General features: G+C 56.0%; 18 protein-coding genes, 1 tRNA gene and 1 pseudogene. 13 read left to right on the plus strand and 7 right to left on the minus strand.

The window, feature by feature from the left end; translation table 11 throughout:
- Positions 1 to 30: 30 nt before the first annotated feature.
- The 10 genes from ACFSDB_RS00405 (at position 31) to ACFSDB_RS00450 (ending at position 10139) form a co-directional block, all read left to right on the plus strand.
- Positions 31 to 981: a M14 family metallopeptidase gene (locus ACFSDB_RS00405; RefSeq protein ID WP_204891611.1), complete on the plus strand. Its 951-nt coding sequence runs from the start codon at positions 31 to 33 to the stop codon at positions 979 to 981.
- Positions 982 to 983: 2 nt separating this feature from the next.
- Positions 984 to 2369, plus strand: coding sequence for an amidase (locus tag ACFSDB_RS00410; protein WP_204891610.1), 1386 nt, complete (start codon positions 984 to 986; stop codon positions 2367 to 2369).
- A 3-nt stretch (positions 2370 to 2372) separates the two neighbouring features.
- Complete coding sequence (locus tag ACFSDB_RS00415) at positions 2373 to 3503, plus strand: M20 family metallopeptidase (RefSeq protein ID WP_204891609.1); 1131 nt, start codon at positions 2373 to 2375, stop codon at positions 3501 to 3503.
- Between the two features lie 16 nt (positions 3504 to 3519).
- A complete protein-coding gene (locus tag ACFSDB_RS00420) occupies positions 3520 to 4248 on the plus strand; it encodes a creatininase family protein (RefSeq protein WP_204891608.1) in 729 nt (242 codons plus the stop codon).
- Between the two features lie 4 nt (positions 4249 to 4252).
- On the plus strand, positions 4253 to 5521 hold the full coding sequence (locus ACFSDB_RS00425; protein WP_204891607.1) for a hypothetical protein: 1269 nt from the start codon (positions 4253 to 4255) through the stop codon (positions 5519 to 5521).
- A gap of 45 nt (positions 5522 to 5566) precedes the next feature.
- On the plus strand, positions 5567 to 7297 hold the full coding sequence (locus tag ACFSDB_RS00430) for a M28 family peptidase (protein WP_204891606.1): 1731 nt from the start codon (positions 5567 to 5569) through the stop codon (positions 7295 to 7297).
- A 12-nt stretch (positions 7298 to 7309) separates the two neighbouring features.
- A complete protein-coding gene (locus tag ACFSDB_RS00435; RefSeq protein WP_204891605.1) occupies positions 7310 to 8047 on the plus strand; it encodes an SDR family oxidoreductase in 738 nt (245 codons plus the stop codon).
- 115 nt (positions 8048 to 8162) lie between these two features.
- The gene (locus ACFSDB_RS00440) at positions 8163 to 8861 is read left to right on the plus strand and encodes an aspartate/glutamate racemase family protein (RefSeq protein ID WP_204891604.1); all 699 of its coding nucleotides are present in this window, start codon (positions 8163 to 8165) and stop codon (positions 8859 to 8861) included.
- Positions 8862 to 8957: 96 nt separating this feature from the next.
- Complete coding sequence (locus ACFSDB_RS00445) at positions 8958 to 9734, plus strand: hypothetical protein (protein ID WP_204891603.1); 777 nt, start codon at positions 8958 to 8960, stop codon at positions 9732 to 9734.
- Positions 9735 to 9935: 201 nt separating this feature from the next.
- Positions 9936 to 10139 (plus strand): thioredoxin family protein, encoded by a 204-nt coding sequence (locus ACFSDB_RS00450; RefSeq protein WP_204891602.1) that lies wholly within the window; start codon positions 9936 to 9938, stop codon positions 10137 to 10139.
- A gap of 52 nt (positions 10140 to 10191) precedes the next feature.
- Here the strand turns inward: ACFSDB_RS00450 and ACFSDB_RS00455 are convergent, their stop codons facing one another.
- The 7 genes from ACFSDB_RS00455 to ACFSDB_RS00485 form a co-directional block, all read right to left on the minus strand.
- Entirely contained in the window at positions 10192 to 10791 is a 600-nt protein-coding gene (locus tag ACFSDB_RS00455) for a polysaccharide deacetylase family protein (protein ID WP_377338729.1), read from the minus strand.
- 59 nt (positions 10792 to 10850) lie between these two features.
- Positions 10851 to 11621 carry a phosphonate ABC transporter ATP-binding protein gene (gene phnC, locus ACFSDB_RS00460; protein ID WP_204891601.1) on the minus strand — a complete coding sequence of 257 codons (771 nt, stop codon included), beginning with the start codon at positions 11619 to 11621 and terminating at the stop codon, positions 10851 to 10853.
- A gap of 14 nt (positions 11622 to 11635) precedes the next feature.
- Entirely contained in the window at positions 11636 to 12391 is a 756-nt protein-coding gene (gene phnE / locus ACFSDB_RS00465; protein WP_204891600.1) for a phosphonate ABC transporter, permease protein PhnE, read from the minus strand.
- Between the two features lie 12 nt (positions 12392 to 12403).
- On the minus strand, positions 12404 to 13312 hold the full coding sequence (phnD, locus tag ACFSDB_RS00470) for a phosphate/phosphite/phosphonate ABC transporter substrate-binding protein (RefSeq protein ID WP_204891599.1): 909 nt from the start codon (positions 13310 to 13312) through the stop codon (positions 12404 to 12406).
- A 188-nt stretch (positions 13313 to 13500) separates the two neighbouring features.
- On the minus strand, positions 13501 to 14550 hold the full coding sequence (gene selD / locus ACFSDB_RS00475; RefSeq protein WP_204891598.1) for a selenide, water dikinase SelD: 1050 nt from the start codon (positions 14548 to 14550) through the stop codon (positions 13501 to 13503).
- Between the two features lie 26 nt (positions 14551 to 14576).
- A complete protein-coding gene (locus ACFSDB_RS00480; protein WP_204891597.1) occupies positions 14577 to 15581 on the minus strand; it encodes a glycosyltransferase in 1005 nt (334 codons plus the stop codon).
- 260 nt (positions 15582 to 15841) lie between these two features.
- A tRNA-Sec gene (locus ACFSDB_RS00485) sits at positions 15842 to 15938 on the minus strand.
- Positions 15939 to 16121: 183 nt separating this feature from the next.
- Here ACFSDB_RS00485 and selB point away from each other — a divergent pair.
- The 3 genes and pseudogenes from selB (at position 16122) to selA (ending at position 19755) form a co-directional block, all read left to right on the plus strand.
- Complete coding sequence (selB, locus tag ACFSDB_RS00490; protein WP_204891596.1) at positions 16122 to 18026, plus strand: selenocysteine-specific translation elongation factor; 1905 nt, start codon at positions 16122 to 16124, stop codon at positions 18024 to 18026.
- Between the two features lie 65 nt (positions 18027 to 18091).
- Positions 18092 to 18274, plus strand: a pseudogene (locus tag ACFSDB_RS00495) (Rdx family protein); the annotation flags it as partial.
- 65 nt (positions 18275 to 18339) lie between these two features.
- Complete coding sequence (selA, locus tag ACFSDB_RS00500) at positions 18340 to 19755, plus strand: L-seryl-tRNA(Sec) selenium transferase (protein ID WP_204891595.1); 1416 nt, start codon at positions 18340 to 18342, stop codon at positions 19753 to 19755.
- The last annotated feature ends 23 nt before the right edge of the window (positions 19756 to 19778 follow it).

The raw sequence follows: 19778 nt of genomic DNA on the forward strand, positions 1-19778 counted from the left end.
TTGAACAATGCTGAAGGGAGGAAGACTCGTATGGGAGACACCTGGAAAATTGCCAATTTATCAGCTGCTGCCGAGGAAAAAACAAAAGGCCGCCTGGAGCTGCCGTCAATCGAGGAGAAACTGCCGGCGTTTTTGGCGAATGGATCCCAAGAAGGGCCGGCTGTCCTGGTGATGGGTGGCATCCACGGCTGTGAATACACATCCATCGACGCTGCTTTGAAAATCGGGGCCGCCCTGGAACCGGAAAAGCTGAAAGGGAAAGTGGCGGTCCTGCCGATTGCCAATCCGGCATCCTTTTACGCGCGCAGCATCTATGTGCATCCGCGTGACGGAAAAAACCTGAACCGCATGTTTCCGGGAAGTGAACACGGGACGGACGCAGAGCGGCTGGCTTTTTGGCTCAACAAAGCGGTCTTCAGTGAAATGGATTACATCATCGACCTTCACGGAGGCGACATGATTGAAGCGCTCGTGCCGTTCACCATCTATCACGTTACGGAAGACAAGGGAGTCCAACAGGCTTCGAAGGAAATGGCGTCCCTTTTTGATATCGAGTATGTGATCGGCAGCAGCGGCCAGGTGCCCGGGTCTACATACGGCTGCGCCGCGGAACGGGGAATTCCGGCCATCATCGCAGAAGCAGGGCAGCAGGGGATTCTGGGCAAAGAAGAATCCCGGGTGCTGCAGGACGGCGTCTGGAAGATCCTTGCGTCCATCGGCGTCCTGGAAGGCGGAACCGAAGCCGGTGAGAAGACGGATATTGCGGTGTTCGACTGGTACCGTTCCGATCTGCAGGGGCTCTGGTATCCGGAAATCAGCATCGGGGAGCGGGTGGCAGAAGGGCAGCTTCTGGGCCGCCTAGCAGATGAATTCGGCGAGACGGTCCGGGAAGTTTATTCAAATACCTCGGGAGTCGTCCTGTTCCTTGTCAGTTCGCTCGCCATCAATCCAAACGATCCGCTGCTTGCGGTGGGGGCGTAGCTATGGATCATCTCCTGGATCTCCCGCTAACCGACCTTGCCAAGCTGTACCGGAAGACCGAAGTGTCGCCGGTCGAAATCACAAAACTGGTTTTCGAGCGGCAGCGGAAGCTAGAACCCGCGCTCAACGCATTCACTGAACTGGCGGAAGAGGATGCGCTGTTGGCGGCGAAAACGGCGGAAAAGCGGTTTTTGGCGCATAAGCCGTCCCATCTGCTCACCGGGGTTCCGTATTCTGCGAAAGACCTGTTCTATACAAAAGGCATCCGGACGACCTGCGCCTCGAACGTGCTGAAGGATTTTGTGCCCGACTATACCGCCACTGCAATCAGCAAGCTCCAGGCAGCGGGCGCCGTGCTGATCGGCAAGAACAACATGCTCGAATTCGCCTATGGCATTGTCCATCCCGATTTCGGCAAGACCAACAATCCGTGGGACCTCACGAAAACCTCCGGCGGCTCGTCAAGCGGCTCGGCGGCAGCAACCGCGAGCGGCATCGGCTTCTTCTCGCTCGGCACCGATACCGGAGGGTCCATCCGGATTCCGGCGTCGTACTGCGGTGTGGTCGGCTTGAAGCCGACCCGCAGCCTGGTCAGCACGCACGGCGTTTTTCCGCTGTCGTGGTCGCTCGACCATGCCGGGCCGATTGCGCGCAATGCGCTGGATGCGGCCGTCGTGCTCGAAGCGATCGCCGGGTTTGATCCGGAAGATCCGCATTCGCGCGCCGGAAGCCTCGGGGAAGTGGATGCCGGAAATTTTGCGGCGCTCGGTGCCAAGCATGTCGGCGTGCTGCCCGAGCCTTTGCTTGCCGGGCTTTCGCCGGATGTCCGCCGCGTCTACAAAGAGGCGCTCGGCCATATGGAGGCGCTTGGCTGGCACATCGAAGAAGTGGTGATTCCGGGCTGGCAGCACACGGAATCGATCATCATGGACGTACTGCTCCCGGAAGCGGCGCAGATCCACCAGCCATGGCTCGCACTGAAAGCCGACTACGCCGAGATGACGTACCGGCAGATCCAGATGGGGCTGGAAGCGAAAGCGGTCGATTACCTGAACGGCTTGCGCGGCCTGCGGCAATATACGGACGCGGTATCGGAGCTGTTCACGACAGCGGACCTCCTGATGATGCCGACGGTGGCATTTGCGGCGCCGGCAGAAGATCCGGTCATCGGAAGCGAAGAGGAAGACGAAATGGTCTTCACGGGCCCGTTCAATGTTTCCGGCCATCCGGCAGTCACTGTCAATATGGGGTTCACGGAAGACGGGCTGCCGGTCGGCATGCAGCTGATCGCCCCGCATTTCCAGGACATCGAACTCCTTCGGGCCGCCCATCAGCTTGAAGAGCGGCGGCAGATGCCGAAACCGCCATTGATCAGAAAAGGAGTTTAGCCGATGCCAACTATTCTGGAATACCTGAAACAGCATTCGACAGATATGGAAGAGACGCTGGTCCGGCTCGCCCGGGCAGAATCGCCGTCGCGCAACAAGCGGCTGTCCGACCGCTGCGGCCGGGTGCTGGCGGATTTGTTCAATGAACTTGTCGGCGGCGAAACGGAAATGATCGAACAGCAAATCGTCGGCAATCAGTACCGCTTCACGTTAGGCAGCGGCCCCGGGCAGATCCTCATCATCGGCCATTACGATACCGTGTGGGACGAGGGCGACATTCCGCTGCGCGAAGAAAACGGGCTGCTTTACGGCCCGGGGGTTTTCGACATGAAAGGCGGGCTTGCTATTACTTTATGGGCGCTGAAGGCACTCAAGCATGCGGGCGTACCGTTCAATAAAAAAGTCGTCTTCCTGGTGACGTCGGACGAAGAGATCGGCAGCCTCCATTCGCGCACGCTGATCGAGGAAGAAGCGAAAAAGAGCGAATTGGTGCTGGTGCCGGAATCGAGCATCTCAAATTCGGGGGCGGTGAAGACATTCCGCAAAGGGATCGGCATCTTCCGGCTCGAAGTCAGCGGCAAGGCGGTACACGCCGGCATCAATCCTTGGGAGGGCGTCAGCGCGATCGATGAACTCGTGCTGCAGCTCCAGGACCTGAAAGGTCTCGATGACCGGGAAGCCGGCGTGTCGGTGAACATCGGCACGATTTCTGGCGGCACCCGCACGAATGTCGTGGCCGATTATGCGGAAGCCGTGATTGACGTGCGTTTCCGGACCCGGAAACAAGGAGAGGCGCTCGAAGCTGCTTTTCGGAGCCGTCCGGCATTCACGGCGGGAGCGGCTGTCCACGTCAAAGGCGGCATCAACCGCTATCCGATGGAAGAAACCGAGGAGGTCCTCGCGCTTTACAGCGAGCTGAAAGCCATTGCCGCAGAGCACGGCTATGCACTCGGACACGGCGGCTCCGGCGGGGCGAGCGACGGCAACTTTACAGCAGCGCTCGGCATTCCGACTATCGATGGGCTGGGACCGGTCGGAGACGGCGCCCATGCCGTGCACGAACAGGTCCTGCTTGAAAATCTGCCGTACCGCGCAGCTTTGATTGCGCAATTGCTTGCACGCCATTTGGACTGAAGGGAGCATGCCGCTAATGGATATGATGACAATGAATTTAAGCGATTTTGAAGAAATGCAGAAAACCGTCAATACGGTGCTCTTGCCGATCGGCATGATCGAAGCGCACGGGCCGCATTGCGCGCTCGGGACGGATGTGCTGATTCCGCGCGAATTCGTACGGCGGCTGGAAGAAGCGAGAGGGGACCGCATCCTGATGGCGCCCGAAGTGGCATACGGCCATTCCTGGGGCCTTGCGCCGTTTCCGGGGACGATCGACGTTTCCGCGGAAGCGTTCGGCAATTACGTATTAGAGATTTGCAGAGGGTTCCACCAGAACGGCTTTACGAACATCATCCTGTTCAATGGGCACGGCGGCAACATCTCGAGCCTCGACATTGTGACGGAGAAGCTTGCAGACCTCGGGGTGCGGACGCTGACGATCAATTGGTACATCGACTACCGCGAAGACATCAAGAAAATCGCCCCGGATCCCGGCCATGCGGGGGAAGATGAGACGTCGCTCGTCCTGGCGATCGATGAGCGCTATGCGTTCACTGAAGGGGTCGGCAGCCATGAAATTCCACTGGCGAAGCGCTTCCGGTTCAAGAACGGCGGCATCGCCCTCTACCCGGAAGCCTTTTCCGGCAATGCAGAAGCGGCGACGGCCGAAAAGGGCGAGCAGCTATACCGCATGATGGTCGATTTGGTGCTCCAAGACATCGACACGCTTTGGGAAATTGAACAGCAACTCGAAAGGGGATAGAAGAATGACGTTACGTTGGACTCCGCAGCCGACAGGCGATGCGATTGTCGATATTGTACTGAGCTTGAACGAACAGGCGAAAGCGATGCACGGAACCGAAGTGGCGACGGCAAGCTACAGCAGCTTCAAGCCGTCGCTTACAAGCCTCGATGCCATCGCCCGGAAAATCGAAGAGGTGGAAAAGGACATCCGGAACCTCGGAGGCCACCCGGGCAGGTACCTGCGTTCGATGCTCAACGCCAAAGGCTATTTCGTGCGCAGCCTGCAAGGCGACGATCTGCCATATGCCGAATACATCGCGAACATCCAGGAGCTTCCATCTACGCTGATTCCGGAAGAGGCCATGGCCAGGCACCGCAATCTGGTGGAAGAGGGGCTCACGAATCTCGGCTACCAGGGAACTTTAAAGGAAAAAGCGGAAAGCTGGCTGAAGGAGACCTTGATTGCGCCGGACAAAGTGGTCGAAGTGGCGGAATCGATGAAAGACAAAAGCAAAATCGGCACGCTGCAGCGTGTCATCGGGCTGCCGGAAGAGGACGAAATCGATTACATCAAGTCCATCCGCGGGGTGTTTTGGAGCGGCTATTCCAAGTACACCGGCGATTTCCGCGGAAACCTGACATTTAATATCGACCGCCCGTGGACCGAACCGGTACTGGCGCAGATTATGACGCATGAAGGCTATCCGGGCCACCAGGCGTTCTATTGCCGCTGGGATTACTTGTTCCAGCAAGGAGAACTGCCGCTTGAAGCGTCGTACTACCTCATCAACACCCCGACAAACGCCTTGTTCGAAGGCGGGCCGGAAAGCGCCCTGCATTTCCTCGGCTGGGACCGGGACGAAGAAGAGACGGAAGGGATTCCGCTTGCCCAAAAAGCGCAATACAAGCTTGCGCGCGACTGGATCGACATGCAGCGCATGGCGATGACAAACGCCTGCTATCTGTTCAATACCGGCGAGATGGACAAGGCGGAAGCGGTCGCCTACATGATGGAGAAAGGGCTGCTCGGGGAAATCGAGGCGAACAATTGCTACCGGTTCTTTTCGGACCCCATCCAGAAAACTTATTATCCGTCCTATTATTATGGCCGGTGGATGGTGGGCAAAGCGTATGATTCGGTTTCGAAAGAACAGCGCGCCGACTTTTTCAAAATCCTTTACGACACACCGCATACCACGAACACCTTCATTGATGCCGTCAGCGAGTTGAGCGGCAGGAAATTCCAGCCGTTTGAACAGGTGAAGACCGCCAAAGAGGATTTCGTCCTTTAATCGCCGGAGGGCAAAGGCAGCTTGTCAGAGAAAGGAAGTGTTGGCATGGCCACCGATTTGAATGAATTGCAAAAGGGTCTGGTGGAGGCCGTTTCTGCCGAGGGGCTGATGGCCTTCACTGCGGAAATCGCAAAAGAAGTGCGGCTTTCGGGTTCGCCCGAAGAACTGCGGGCGTTCGAATATGTGAAAGGGGTGCTTGACGGCTTCGGAGCAGAAACCGCGTTGACGTTCCATGACGGGCTGATCAGTCTGCCGGTTTCGGCAGAACTCGAAGCCGGAGGCGTCCGCTTTCCGTGCATCACCCATTCGATGTCCGTTTCGACCGGCGATGGAGGGATGGAAGGGGAACTGATTTACAAAAAATCGTTGGCACCGGGCATGGAAGCGGCGGGTAAAATTGTGCTGACCGACGGCATTGCGACGCCCGGCGGAGTGGAAGCCCTGGAGAAAGCGGGGGCTCTTGCCGGCATTTTCATCAACGGGTCGATTACCCACGAAATGACTGTGTCGCGTGTATGGGGCAATCCGACCCCGGAAACGAAGGGCGAATTTCCAAAAATCCCGGTGCTGTCGGTCACGGAAACCGAAGGCGCGGTGCTGCTTGAGCAATTGGCGCGCTCCGGCGAACCGGTGAAAGCGTGGCTGAAAACGGTGGTCGATACCGGATGGCGAAAGCTTCCGACGCTGATTGCGGACTTCAAGGGCGAAACCGAACCCGAGAAATTCATCCTGTTCAGCGGGCATATCGACTCCTGGCATTACGGGGCGATGGACAACGGCAGCGCGAACGCGGCGATGCTGGAGACGGCAAGAGTGCTGGCAGAAGCGAAAACGCCCCTCCGCCGGACGCTGCGGCTCGCGTTCTGGTCCGGGCATTCGCATGGCCGCTATTCGGGATCCGCCTATTACAACGATATGCACTGGGAAGAGCTTCATGAAAACTGCCTCCTGCACGTTTACGCCGATTCGCTCGGCGGCAAAGGTGCGGTGATCCTCGGCGAAAGCAATTGCATGGCCGAAACCCGCGAGTACGGGGGTTCATTCGTCAAGGCGCTGACCGGCGAAGAATTCATCGGCAAGCGCTTTGGCCGGGGCGGCGACCAGTCCTTCTGGGGAACGGGAATTCCGGCGCTGTTCATGGGCATGTCCGAACAGCCCTTAAGCGACGATGTGGCTTCGCAGACGCTGGTCCGGCTGTTCGGCGGCATCAAATCCGGCGGTTTCGGCTGGTGGTGGCATACGACCGAAGACACGCTCGACAAATTGGACCCGGCCAACCTGCGCCGCGATTGCCAGGTCTATGTGTCGGTGATCCACGATGCCTGTACGCGGAAGGTCCTGCCGTTCGACCATGCGGCGGGCGCCAGGGAAATCCGGATCGCGCTTGAGGGCTATCAGCAAATTGCCGCCGGCAGGCTGGACTTGTCGCGGGCGCTTGAAAGGGCTGCCTTGCTCGAATGGCTTGGTGAAGAGCTCAAGAAAGCCGTGGAAGAGAGGGACTGGACCGACGAAGCGGCCAAAGCGTTCAACAGCGGGATGCTTTCGATCGCACATGAGCTCATTCCGCTCAATTACATCAGCGGGGACCGGTTCGAGCAGGATTTGGCGATGAACCAGCCGGTAGTGCCGCTCCTGAAAGACATCGGCCGGCTCGCTTCGGCGGAACCGGGAAGTGAAGAGGAGCTGGAATGGCAGACATTCCTGAAAAGGCGGCTCAATAAAGTCGAATACGGACTCCTGAAAGCATGCCGCATTGCTGAAGGGCTAATTGAATAAGGAGGGGAAGAGATGTCTGAAGTGAACGGAAAAGTCATCGTCATCACCGGAGCGTCAAGCGGCATCGGCGAGGCGACAGCACGAAAATTCGCAGAGGAAGGGGCAAAAGTGGTGCTTGCTGCCCGCCGCGCGGACCGGCTGGATGCGCTGAAGGCGTCCATTGAAAAAGGGGGCGGCGAAGCGGCAGTGAAAGTGACGGACGTTACGTCGCGCCAAGAGATGGAAGACCTTGCGCAATTCGCGATCGGCACTTTTGGCCAGCTCGACATCATGTTCAATAACGCCGGCCTGATGCCGCTGTCGTATATGGACAAGCTGAAAGTCGACGAATGGGACCGCATGGTCGACGTCAACATCAAAGGGGTGCTCTACGGAATCGCGGCGGTGCTGCCGCATATGCAGGAGCGCAACAGCGGACACATCATCACGACCGCGTCAGTTGCAGCCCATGGGGTCTTCCCGTCCGGAACCGTCTACTGCGGCACGAAATACGCCGTCCGCATCTTCATGGAAGGGCTCAGCAAGGAACTGGCGCAGACCAACATCAAGACGACAAGCATTTCACCGGGGGTCGTCGAGACGGAATTGGCGTCATTCATCACCGACGCAGACGTCAAACCGCGCTTTGAAGACCCGAACATCCCGTCGCTGACCAGCGAAGACATCGCAAACGCGGTGTTCTATGCCGCCTCGCAGCCGCTCGGCGTGGCAGTCAACGAAGTGATCGTGCGGCCGCTCCATCAGGGATAGGAACAAAAGGCGGTCCTTCGGGATTCGCCTTTTTCATTTCCCGGGAAATAGGGCTAGCTCCGAACCGGAACGGGTATACGGAGAGCAAAGGGAAATTTACGAAGGAGGCGAAGGCATGCCGAAACTTGGAATGGTCGGCGGGACCGGCCCGGAATCGACAGTTGAATACTATCAGGCAATCATCAAGCGCTATCAGGACAAAACCGGCAACCCGGAAGAACTCCCGGAATTCTTGATTCACAGCATCAATATGTATAAAATCTTCGACTTGGTGGACAGTGGTGAAGAAGGGGAACTGGTGGCATACTTAGCGGCAGCTGTCCAGGACCTGCAGAAAGCAGGAGCCGATTTCGCCGTGCTCGCTGCCAATACGCCGCATATCGTCTTCGAGGAAGTCCGGCAGGAAACCGGCGTTCCAATGATCAGCATCGTTGAGGAAACGTTCCGAGAAGCGGACCGGCTGAATCTCGGAAATGTAGGACTGATCGGCACGAAATTTACGATGGAAAACGACTTTTTCAAAGAGCCCTTTCTGGCGAACGGTAAGAAGCTAGTGGTGCCGAATGGGGATGAACAGGATTACATCCACGAAAAAATCGTCGATGAACTGGAAAAGGGTATCGTCAAGCCGGAGACGAAGGACGAATTCCTGAACATCATCTCCCGGATGGTGGAAGAGGATGGAATCGATGGCATCATCCTGGGCTGTACGGAACTGCCGATGCTCATCAAGCCGGAAGACACAAAAATCCGTCAGCTGGATACACTGGAAATCCATGCCGCTGCAATTGCAGAAGCGATGGTGGGGGAATAAAACCGGTACAGAAGAGGCGGAAAAATCCGTAACAGCCTGAATTTTTAAAAATGCACCTTTTCCTGTAACCATTTTTTTCCTGGAAGCGTCTACTCAGTGAATTATAAAACCACTGGGGGTTTTTCCATGAAAAAATTATCATTTTTATTGCTCTTTTCCATAATGCTCTCAGCTTGCGGATCGGCTAATGCTGTCCCCAACCAGAGCGGGGAAGATGTTGAAAAACAGAAATTGCACCAAAAGGAGGAAACGGCGACTATCATTGATTGGGTGGATTTCGTCCAATTTGAAGGCACGCATTATGTTTCAGCCGACTCTGCTGTCCTTGCCGAAAAGAACAGCATCGGAAAGGAGATTGGAGTTGTAGCTTTCCAAATGGCAGACAACATTAATGACCCGTATTACAAAGTTAAAAATGGCGATGCGGCTTTTTGGAAGGAGGGCACCGCGCTTTTCGGCGTCAAGGAGATGCCGGACTTCCTCGCTATCGCCGATGAAAGCAAAGTGAATGGCTACCGGCTCTATTTGGCAGAACCGAAGGGTGAAGAATTTCCCCATCATTTCAAAGACGTTAAACTCGAATCGGTGGACCTTGTTGAAATATACACAACCGCCAATGAGCCGAAACTGCTGAACCGCATTGAGGGAGAGAGGCTGGATACCTTCAAAGAGTTGTTGAAGCAAGGAGCCGAACCTCCCGCTGGAGACCGGGCTTACAGCCAAGAGGACCCCGAAATTTACCAAATGATCCTCTATACCGATGAACCGTTTGCCCACGCCTTCCATATTTACAACGAAGGCGGACAGTGGTTATGGTATCCGTGGGATGAAGAACTTCTTTCCGGAGAGATAGAGCATTTTATGATTCCATAACTCTGATATCTTTTTAGAAAGCCGGAACATTTGAAGCACTGCTTGGCAGCCGATACACTGAAAAAGCAATAACTTATCAAGCGGAAGGAGGTTCAAAACATGGTGAAAGCGATAGACTCAGCAGAATACGCCGAGCGCGTGAAGAACAGCAAGCCGTTCGTGCTCGATTTCACTGCCGACTGGTGACCCAGCTGCCGTTTTTTGGGGCCGGTGGTCTCAAGCGCAGCTGAACAACTGGATTCAGCAGATTTTTATGAAGTGGACGTTGACCAATCGCCGGACTTGGCCCGGCAATTCGGTGTGCAAAGCATCCCGACATTGATCCTGATCAAAGACGGGGAGGAAGCGAACCGGTCGGTCGGCTTTATTCCGGAAGAGGCGATCATCGAATTTGCCCGCTCGTAATCAAAAAAAAGGATTCCCAAATTAAGGGAATCCTTTCTTTTTGCATTTGATTTTAAAAATTCGGCAGCAAAGAAAATCCGTAGCCTTGGTCCCGGATGGCTTGTATCAGTTCCGGCAGGAGATCGGCGGTGTGCTGCAGTTCGTGAAGCAGGATCACGGCGCCATCTTCGAGGTTGTCGATGACGGTCGAAATCACCTTTTCCGGCGATTTCTGAAGCTCCCAGTCCATCGAAGCCACGCGCCACATGACCGGAACCATGTTCAAAGCTTTTGCCGCTTTCAGCGTATCGTCATTGAACTGGCCGAACGGGGGACGAAAATATTTCACATTGCCCCCAGTTACGAGCCGGATCTTTTCGACGCTGTTCTTGATGTCATCGTGCTGTTTGGCATACGGGAGAGCCGCCAGATTGTTGTGCTTGACGGAATGCGAGCCGATCTGATGGCCTTCCGCCAAAACGCGCTTCCATGGCCGCGAGGGGTGCAGGAGGCGGCTTTGCCAGAAAAAGACCACCTGCACATCCGCATCCTGCAAAGCGTCAAGAATGCGCGGCAGTGCCCGGCTCGGGCCGTCATCAAATGTCAGAACAACGCTCTTTTTGCCCGGTGAAGGGCTATGTGTCAGGATGTCAGGGTTGGAAGAGCCGTACACGACTCTGGAAAAGTCAACTGCTCAAGGGCTTTTGGTCATGCCCGTTCCTCCTTGTCCGTTCAGATTTCAGCGCCAAAGAAATAATCCTGGGACTGAGATTCATAGGTTTCCTGGTATTCCGCTTCCGTGAAATCTTGCGGCAGGCCGTCAAAAATCACTTTGCCATCCTTCAGCGCAACGATGCGGGTCGCATAGCGCTTGGCAAGTTCGATGTCATGCACATTGATGACCGTCAGGAGGCCATGCCGCTCGTGCATCTCTTTCAGCAGCGTGAAGATCCGGTTGGACGTCCCAGGGTCCAGGCTTGCGACCGGCTCATCCCCGAGCAGCACATTCGGCTGCTGGATCAGGGCACGGGCGATGCCGACGCGCTGTTTCTGCCCGCCGCTCAGCTGTTCGACCCGGCGGTCCATCATTTCGGAAAGGCCGACTTCGGCGATGACGCTCTTTGCAAATTCCAATTCCTCGGCGGAAAACCAGCCGATCAGGTTTTTGAACGACGGCCGGTAGCCGAACGTGCCGGTCAATACGTTCTGCAGCACGCTGAGGCGGGGGATCAAGTTGAAATGCTGAAAAATCATCCCCATTTCGCGTCTGATTTTCCGCAGCTCGTCTTCGCTGGCGTTCGTGATGGTGTTGCCATCCAGGAGGATTTCCCCGGACGTCGGCTTCTGCAGGCCGTTGATGCACCGGATGAACGTGGACTTGCCGGCGCCGCTTTTACCCAGCACGCAGATAAAGTCCTCTTTCTGAAACGACAAGTTCACGTCAGAAAGCGATTCCTCGGTATTTCCCTCATACAGGACGGAGAGGTTTTTTATTTCGATCATGGAAAAGGCCTCCTTCATATAATCCGCTTCCGGACGGAGCTGGCCAGGAAGTCGATGATGATGACCATGATCATGATGATCAGCACGTCCAGTGAGACGGAAGAGTACTGGAAGGTTTTAAAGTCGTTGAACAGGCGCTGCCCGATTCCGCCGCCGCCGATAAACCCTAAAATCAGGGACGTGCGGATGGCCACTTCGAAGCGGTAGAAAAACTGGGATAGCACGTTCGGCCAGATTTGCGGCAGGATGCTGAAAAGATTGGCGACCCAGGTTTTCGAGCCGACCGCTTTCATCGCTTCCTGTGGCCCCGGATCTGCCGCTTCGATCAATTCGGAAATCAATTTGCCGAAGACGCCGACATTATGGAACATGATGGCAATCACGGCCGGAAACGGTCCAAGCCCGAGCGTCGTCAGCAGGATCAACCCGAAGACGATCTCCGGAATCGAGCGGACAAAGCTCAGCGCAATGCGCGAGGTTTGGAATAAAAACGGCGAAGGCGACGTGTTGCGGGCTGCGATAAAGCTGATCGGCAATGCGATTACAAGGCCGAGCACGCTGCCGAGAAAGGCCATTGCCAAGGTCTCGAGCGTATCCTGCACCATGTCCGGCAGCAAAGAGAAGTCCATCGGGAACCATTGCGACAGGAAGTCGATCATATTGCGGAAATCCTTGAATTTCGACAGATCGAATTCCGTCAGCCGCATGCTGAGGAACACGAACAGGATCAATATAGCCAATGTCAGTAGATTGCTTTTTTTAAACCACACCCGTAATCAACTCTATTCTTTAATGATTCCCTGCTTGATGGCTGCCTGCTTGATGCTTTCGTAATCGGCATTGGTGGCTTCCGTGAAGCCGCTGGCTCCGAAAGCGTCGAGGATTTCAGGATCTTCGATGGCCAGGAACGTTTCCTGCAATGTCTTGATGGTTTCCTCATCTGTGCTCTCTAAGACTGCCCAAGGGTATTGGAACAACTCCTCAGATTTCCAGATGGTTTTGAATTGGCTGCCGTCGATTTTTCCGGACTCAACCAGCTGGTCGTAGATGGCGCTGTCGATGGCGCCGGCATCCACTTGCTTGTTCAGGACCGACAGCGCTGTCGCGTCATGTGAACCCGTGAAGCGGACTGTGGCGAATTCGTTGTCATCTTCCGACGTATAGACGCCGCGGTCCTGCAATTCGATTGAAGGAATCAGGGAGCCGGAAGTCGAGTTCGGGTCGCCGAATGCAAAATCGGTTTCGCCGGCTTTGGCCACCAGGTCTTCAATGGATTCCAACGGGCTATCTTTATGGGTAATGATATATGAATGGTAGAACGGCTTGCCGTCGATCAATTGCGTGATGATCGCTTTTGCGTTGCTGTTTGCTTCTGCAATGACATACGTCAACGGCCCAAGATAAGCCATGTCGATCTGGTCATAGTTCATCGCTTCAACGACGCCGTTATAATCGGGATAGACTTCGATGGAAACTTCGCGGCCCAATTCCTCTGTCAGGAGGGTTTGGAGTTTTTTCATTGCCGTATCCATTTCCCCTTCAGTCTGGGCAGGGATGACGCCGATTGTAAAGGCATCCTTTTCCGCTTCGCCGCCCGATGCTGCATTTTCTTCTTTTTCTGAACTGCTTCCGCAAGCTGCCAAGACGATTGTCAGGCACAAGAGGAAGGTTAATAGGCTCCATTTTTTCAATGGGAGCACCTCGCTTTGTTTTTTATTTTCTTCATATAAAAAGTGATGGTTTTTCCATCCGCTATTCCGCAAAACGACGCCAGCTTGGCCAAGGTCCGGACAGTAGCCCTGCCCCATAGGGCCAATAAAAGCTTATGCGTTTGGGCATTATGTAAAACAAGGACTCGGCTTGAGTCCTTGTTCCAGAATTAAATCACGTGGATGCGGCCGGCGTTTTCGCTGGTCACTTCACCGATGACAGCTGCCTGGACGTTTTTCGCCTGCAAGTCGCGCAGCAAAGCGTCGGCTTCTGCAGCCGGCAGGGAAATCAATAATCCGCCGGACGTCACAGCGTCGCAAAGGATCAACTGGTCGAGCATGGAGATGCTTTCATCGTAATCGATGTCTTTGGCCAGCCAGCTGTGGTTTTTATACGTTCCGCCTGGGATGACTTTCTTTTCCGCAAGCTCTTTCGCTTTTGAAAGGACCGGCACGTCTTGGTTCGAAATGGTCACGCCGACGCTGCCGCCTTTGGCGATTTCCATCGTGTGGCCGAGCAGGCCGAAACCGGTGATGTCCGTACAGGCGTTGACCGTGTAAGAGTCCATGGCTTCTGCTGCCGCTTTGTTCAGCGTCGCCATGACGTTCATCACTTCATCCAAATCCTCTTTGTCCAAGAGTCCCTGCTTGAGCGCAGTCGTCAGGATGCCGACGCCGATCGGTTTTGTCAGGATCAGACGGTCGCCCGGGCGTGCACCGGCATTGGAGCGGATGCGGTCCGGATGGATCGTGCCGGTGACCGAGAGCCCGAACTTCGGCTCCTGGTCATCGATGGAATGTCCGCCGACCAAGGTGGCGCCGGATTCTTTCACTTTATCGGAAGCCCCGGCCAGGATGTCTGCGAGGATGCCCTTATCAAGTGTGTTGATCGGGAACGCGACGATGTTCATGACGGTCAGCGGTTTGCCGCCCATCGCATAGACGTCGCTGAGCGAGTTGGCGGCGCCGATCTGTCCGAACATGTACGGATCGTCCACGATAGGCGTGAAGAAATCCAATGTCTGGACGAGCGCGACGTCCTCGCTGATTTTATAAACGCCTGCATCGTCGGCTGTATCCAGCCCGACGAGCAGATTAGGGTCTTCTACATTTCTCGGTAAATGGCGCAGAACCTGCGCCAGGTCCTCAGGACCAATTTTGCAGCCTCAACCGCCTTTAGATGATAAAGATGTCAATTTAACCATATCTTTTTCAGTCATTTCGATTCGCCTCTTTTCTTTTTGTTTTAACGCTCTTGCTGCAGGATGCTGCGGTATATTTCCAGCAAAGCTTCCGCTTCACATGAGGCGGAATGCCGATCGGCGGCATATTGTTTCGCTTGCTGACCGATCTGGCGCCTTGCGTCGCCGTTGTCCATAAGCGCTCGGGCAAAGTGGAGGAATTCTTCCTCATCCTTGTACAAATACCCGGTCCTGCCATTCTCAACCATGCCGCTGTTGCCGGGGACGTCCGATACCAATACCGGCAATCCATAGCCCATCGCTTCGGTAATCGCGGCAGGCTGGCCTTCCGATAAGGAAGAGTTCAGCACGGCATCGGCATTTTCATAAACGGCACCCATCTCTTCGTGGGGCAGTTCGCCGAGATAGCGGACCCAGCCGGCATGCTGCTCGACAAGGCGGAGCACGGTTTCCGCTTCCGCCTCTTCAAGCACCGGACCCACGAGCCAGAGCCGCAGCTGCGGGAACTCCGCGTGCAGCTTGGCCAGCGCCGATATGGCGAAGGGGATGTTCTTCACTTTGCGGATCCCTGCCGGCAGCACGAATAAAAACGTGCCCGCTTCCTTGCGGATTTCCGGATGGCCGGAAGGAAATTCGCCGGCGCCTTGGGGGATCGGGAATACCTTGCCGTCAAATTGCGGCGCTTCCTTAAGAAGCGCTTCTTTAGCCGCTTCGTCGAACACGTGGATCGCTTTTGCGCCGGCCAGCGCTTCCAGGACACCGCTGCGTTTCTCGGGATGGTACAGGTCCACATTCAGATCGGTGCCGGTCATCGTGATGATATAGGCATCCGGCTGTTGGCCGAGTTGCTGCAGAAACTGATGGAAATAATAAGCATGAAAGCCGTGCACCAGGTCGGCAGGGGGCAGCGAATGCGCCCTGTGGCTGCCGGTCGCAGCGACGATTTCGGTCTCGACGCCGAGTTTCTCCAAGTTTGCGGCAATTCGCCGGACCGTAACAGTATTGCCCCGCGGCTGCGGGTAATTGGGCGCGGCCAATACGATTTTCATGGAAGAATCACCCCCCTTTTTCTGCTCCGTACAGTATGGCATGTGGCCAAACGGCGGAAGTATTCATTCCATCCTTTGATTATCCTGAAACTAGGGGAGTTTGTCATCTCTGGACCCTCCGGCCAGCCGGATTATTTTGATAGAAAAAGGCCGCCCGGCAGGCGGCCTTTTTGAGTGCTCGAGAAATACAATTCTTCCGCTCTCTATTTAGTATCCGGACTCGGGCGCCTCGCCCCTTCGGATCCGTCGTGTAGTATGTATGGCGGGATCGTGTGGGAATCGAACCCACCGAGCCTGGCACGCAGGCCCCTCAGGGTTTTGAAGACCCAGGAAGACACCAGTCACCCATCCAACCCCGTATCGTTAAAGCGTATTAATTGTATATCGGAACGGCCTGAACTGCAAGGAAGGTGCTCCGGAAAACAGCATGCCGGACCATTCGGAAAGCCGTTTTTGCGATTCAGCGCGCCCCTCGCTTGAAACCCCTGCGGCGGAAGCTTAAAGTGAAGATAAGATCAATCAAAAAAGGCGCGTGAGGGCATGGAAGAGACTTACTACACAATCGGCATGGCCGGGCATATCGACCACGGCAAGACAGCGTTGACGAAAGCGCTGACAGACGTCGATACGGACCGGCTGAAAGAAGAAAAAGAACGGGGCATCTCAATCGAACCGGGCTATGCGCCGCTGCAGACGGAAGACGGCACGCACATTTCCATCATCGACGTTCCCGGGCATGAACGTTTTATCCGCCAGATGATTGCGGGAGTGGCCGGCATCGATTTGGTGGTGCTTGTGGTAGCAGCGGATGAAGGCGTCATGCCGCAGACCGAAGAGCATATTGAAATCCTTCGTTTTCTCGGCATCAAACAGTGCATCGTCGCGATCACCAAAATCGACCGGGTGGATGACGTCATGCTGGAACTGGTCAAGGAAGACATTGAAGAGCGCCTGGCGGGGACCATTTTCGATGGAGCGCCGAGCGTCATGGTCGACAGCCTGTCGGGAAAAGGCATCCCTGAATTGAAGCGAACGATTTTCGAAGAACTGAAAAAGGTGGAGTTCCGCGATGCCTATGGTTCATTCCGACTGCCGATCGACCAGGTCTTCACGGTGCAGGGGCAAGGGACCGTCGTCCGAGGCACGATCTACGAAGGGGCTATCAGAAGGGGCAGCCAGCTGACGCTGCTCCCGAAAGGGTTGAAAGTCAAGGCGCGCCAGATCCAGGTCCATCATGAGGAGCAGGAGGACGCACGGGCAGGCCAGCGGACAGCGATCAACCTGGGCGGAGTCGACCGGGACCAAGTGGCACGGGGCGACGTTCTCGTTGCGTCCGATCATTTTCTTGCGACCGGCACGATTGATGTGGCGCTCACGCTTGCTGGCGGAAAGTTCACGCCGCTCAAACAGCGGGCACCGGTGAAAGTCCATACCGGCACTTCGGAAGTGATGGGGAAGATCGTCTTTTTCGACCGCAACGAACTGAGCGGCACGGACGAGGAAGTGCTGTGCCAGATCCGCCTCGATGAAGAGATTGTCGTCCGGCGCGGCGACCGTTTTATCCTGCGGCGGCCGACGCCCGTCGAGACGCTCGGCGGAGGCTGGATCATCCAGCCTGAAGGCGGAAAATACCGGTTCGGCGCAGAAACGGTGGAAAAGCTCCGTTCAATGAAAGAAGGGACGCCGGAAGATCTGGTCGAAGACGCGCTTGCAAAAGCGATCCTGCTGGATGCGAAGGGGCTGATCCAAGGGACGTCGCTCGATGAACACGTGCTGCAGGAAGCGATTGCGGCCGGCTTGGACAGCGGGCGGCTGCTCGAATTGCCGCAGCAGAAATACGCCCTCGCCAAAACATTCTCGAAAATCCGGGGTGAAATCACCGGACGGCTCGAAAGCTACCATGCCGAGTTTCCGATGCGGCAGGGCATCCCGAAAGCGGAATTGCTCCAGTCGCTCGGAGCCGGCTATCCGAAAACGTTCATTGAATACAGCCTGAACGCGCTGTCCGAAAAGGGCGAAGTGCGGAAGGACGGCCAATTCATGGCGCTGGCTGGTTTCAGCCCGCACTTGCCGAAACAATGGAAAGCACGGATGGAAGGGATCATCGCGTCGCTTGAGAAGGACGGGCTTCAGGCGAAGAAATGGGATGAATATATAGAAGGGACGCCGCTGCCAAAAGGCGGCATCCCGGATTTCACCGCCTATCTGCTCCAGAGCGGAGAGGCTTACCGCTTGGCGGAAGACAAGCTGATTCACCGGACCGCATTTACCGAATCGGTTTCCAAACTGAAAAGCGGCACTGGAGCTGCGTTCAGCTTGAAAGAGGCGAAAGACGCACTCGGCGTCTCGAGAAAATACCTGATTCCATTTTTGGAGCTGCTCGACTCGCTTGGCGCCACAGTGCGCGAAGACGAACAGCGCCGCTGGGCGGATCCGGCACAATAAAGGAGGTGGCACGCATGAAGCACGAAATCAGAATCGAATTTTGTATGCAATGAAACTACGCACCCAAAGCCGCAAGTTTTGCGGCAGAACTGTTCAATCATTTCCGCACGGACATCGCATCACTGGAACTGGTCCCGAGTTCCGGCGGGGCATTTGAAGTTTTTGTGGATGGACACAAGATCCATTCGAAACTGGAGACCAAACAATACCCGGTGCTTGATGAAGTCATCCGGGCAATTGAGACATGAATGCTGCAGCTGGAGGAGAAACGGGACGCCCCAGGCAAAGCAGTTAATAGATGGAGGATCCCAAAATGAAACAATATTTGCGCCAGCTCCCCCCCATACATGAATTGCAGAAAGACCGCCGCTTCCAGGAACTTTTGGCCGCATCCGGACTTTCTGCCGAACAAGGAACAAAATTCATCCAGCAGGAAGTGGACCTTTTGCGCAACAGCCTGCTCGAAGGAGAGGCGCCTGTTTCTCCGTCCCTGGAAAATTTCAGCGGCCTTATTTTCAGCGAGGCAAGCAAGAAGGCGTCCTTGTGGACCGGCGACCGCCTGAAAGGGGTCATCAACGGAACCGGGACGGTGCTGCACACCAATCTTGGGCGGGCCAGGTTGAGTGGACGGGCGGTGGACCATGTCGTCCGTGCAGCAGAGAACTATTCGAACCTTGAATACCGGACGGCTGAAGGCAAGCGCGGTTCGCGGCACGATATCTTGGAAGATCTGCTCATAGGGGCGACCGGGGCGGAAGCGGCTATGGTCGTAAACAACAACGCTGCGGCAGTGTTCCTGGTGCTGAATGCGCTGGCGAAGGACCGGGAAGCCATCGTCTCGCGCGGCCAGCTGGTTGAAATCGGCGGGTCTTTCCGCATTTCTTCGATCATGGAAGAAAGCGGCGTCCGGCTGGTGGAAGTGGGCACGACAAACAAGACGCACTTGGCTGACTACGAGCGGGCGCTGAGCGGCGACACCGCCATGATCATGAAAGTCCACACGAGCAATTTCCTGATGCTTGGTTTTACGGAGACGGTGGAGACCGAAGCTCTGGCGGAATTGAAGGAGCGAAGCGGGGATGTCATCTTTTACGAAGACCTCGGAAGCGGGGCCCTCTATGATTTCAAGAAGTATGGCATCGGGGACGAGCCGCTGGTCCGGGACGTGCTTGCAGCCGGCGCCGATCTTGTTTCCTTCAGCGGCGACAAGCTGTTGGGCGGCCCCCAGGCCGGCATCATTGCCGGAAGGAAGGACCTGATCGACCGCTTGAAAAAACACCAGCTTGCACGGGTGCTGCGGGTCGACAAGCTGACGTTTGCCGCACTGGAAGAAACGCTCAAAGCTTACCTCGATGGAAGCGCCGAGCGGGAAATTCCGGCTGTGCGGGATATCATGCGGCCGGCTGAAGCGATCCGGCAACAGGCCGAAGCGTTTATCCGGAACCTGGAAGCGCGGACATCCGCATACCGGCTGGAAGTGCTGGAAAGCACCTCGCAGATCGGCGGCGGCACGATGCCGGGCGTCGAATTGCCGACTTTTGTCGCGGCTGTCAGCCATGGCGATATGCCGGCGCACGAGCTTGCAGCCCGGCTCCGCGAATGCCGGACGCCGGTCATTACCCGGGTGCAGGAACACAAGGTCTGCATCGATTTCCGGACGGTAAGCGAAACGGAAGCGGCGGCAGTGGTGGAAGGGTTGGCGCGCATTGCCCGGGAAGCGGGCGCTTGAACAGCAGAAAAAGAGGACCATCC

This window comes from Planococcus chinensis (assembly GCF_042681545.1).
Classification (GTDB): domain Bacteria; phylum Bacillota; class Bacilli; order Bacillales_A; family Planococcaceae; genus Planococcus; species Planococcus chinensis.

Coding starts and splice junctions, on each gene's coding strand:
- ACFSDB_RS00405 (WP_204891611.1), top strand. CDS start 31: ATGGGAGACACCTGGAAAATTGCCAATTTATCAGCTGCTGCCGAGGAA.
- ACFSDB_RS00410 (WP_204891610.1), top strand. CDS start 984: ATGGATCATCTCCTGGATCTCCCGCTAACCGACCTTGCCAAGCTGTAC.
- ACFSDB_RS00415 (WP_204891609.1), top strand. CDS start 2,373: ATGCCAACTATTCTGGAATACCTGAAACAGCATTCGACAGATATGGAA.
- ACFSDB_RS00420 (WP_204891608.1), top strand. CDS start 3,520: ATGGATATGATGACAATGAATTTAAGCGATTTTGAAGAAATGCAGAAA.
- ACFSDB_RS00425 (WP_204891607.1), top strand. CDS start 4,253: ATGACGTTACGTTGGACTCCGCAGCCGACAGGCGATGCGATTGTCGAT.
- ACFSDB_RS00430 (WP_204891606.1), top strand. CDS start 5,567: ATGGCCACCGATTTGAATGAATTGCAAAAGGGTCTGGTGGAGGCCGTT.
- ACFSDB_RS00435 (WP_204891605.1), top strand. CDS start 7,310: ATGTCTGAAGTGAACGGAAAAGTCATCGTCATCACCGGAGCGTCAAGC.
- ACFSDB_RS00440 (WP_204891604.1), top strand. CDS start 8,163: ATGCCGAAACTTGGAATGGTCGGCGGGACCGGCCCGGAATCGACAGTT.
- phnC (WP_204891601.1), bottom strand. CDS start 11,621: ATGATCGAAATAAAAAACCTCTCCGTCCTGTATGAGGGAAATACCGAG.
- ACFSDB_RS00480 (WP_204891597.1), bottom strand. CDS start 15,581: ATGAAAATCGTATTGGCCGCGCCCAATTACCCGCAGCCGCGGGGCAAT.
- selB (WP_204891596.1), top strand. CDS start 16,122: ATGGAAGAGACTTACTACACAATCGGCATGGCCGGGCATATCGACCAC.
- selA (WP_204891595.1), top strand. CDS start 18,340: ATGAAACAATATTTGCGCCAGCTCCCCCCCATACATGAATTGCAGAAA.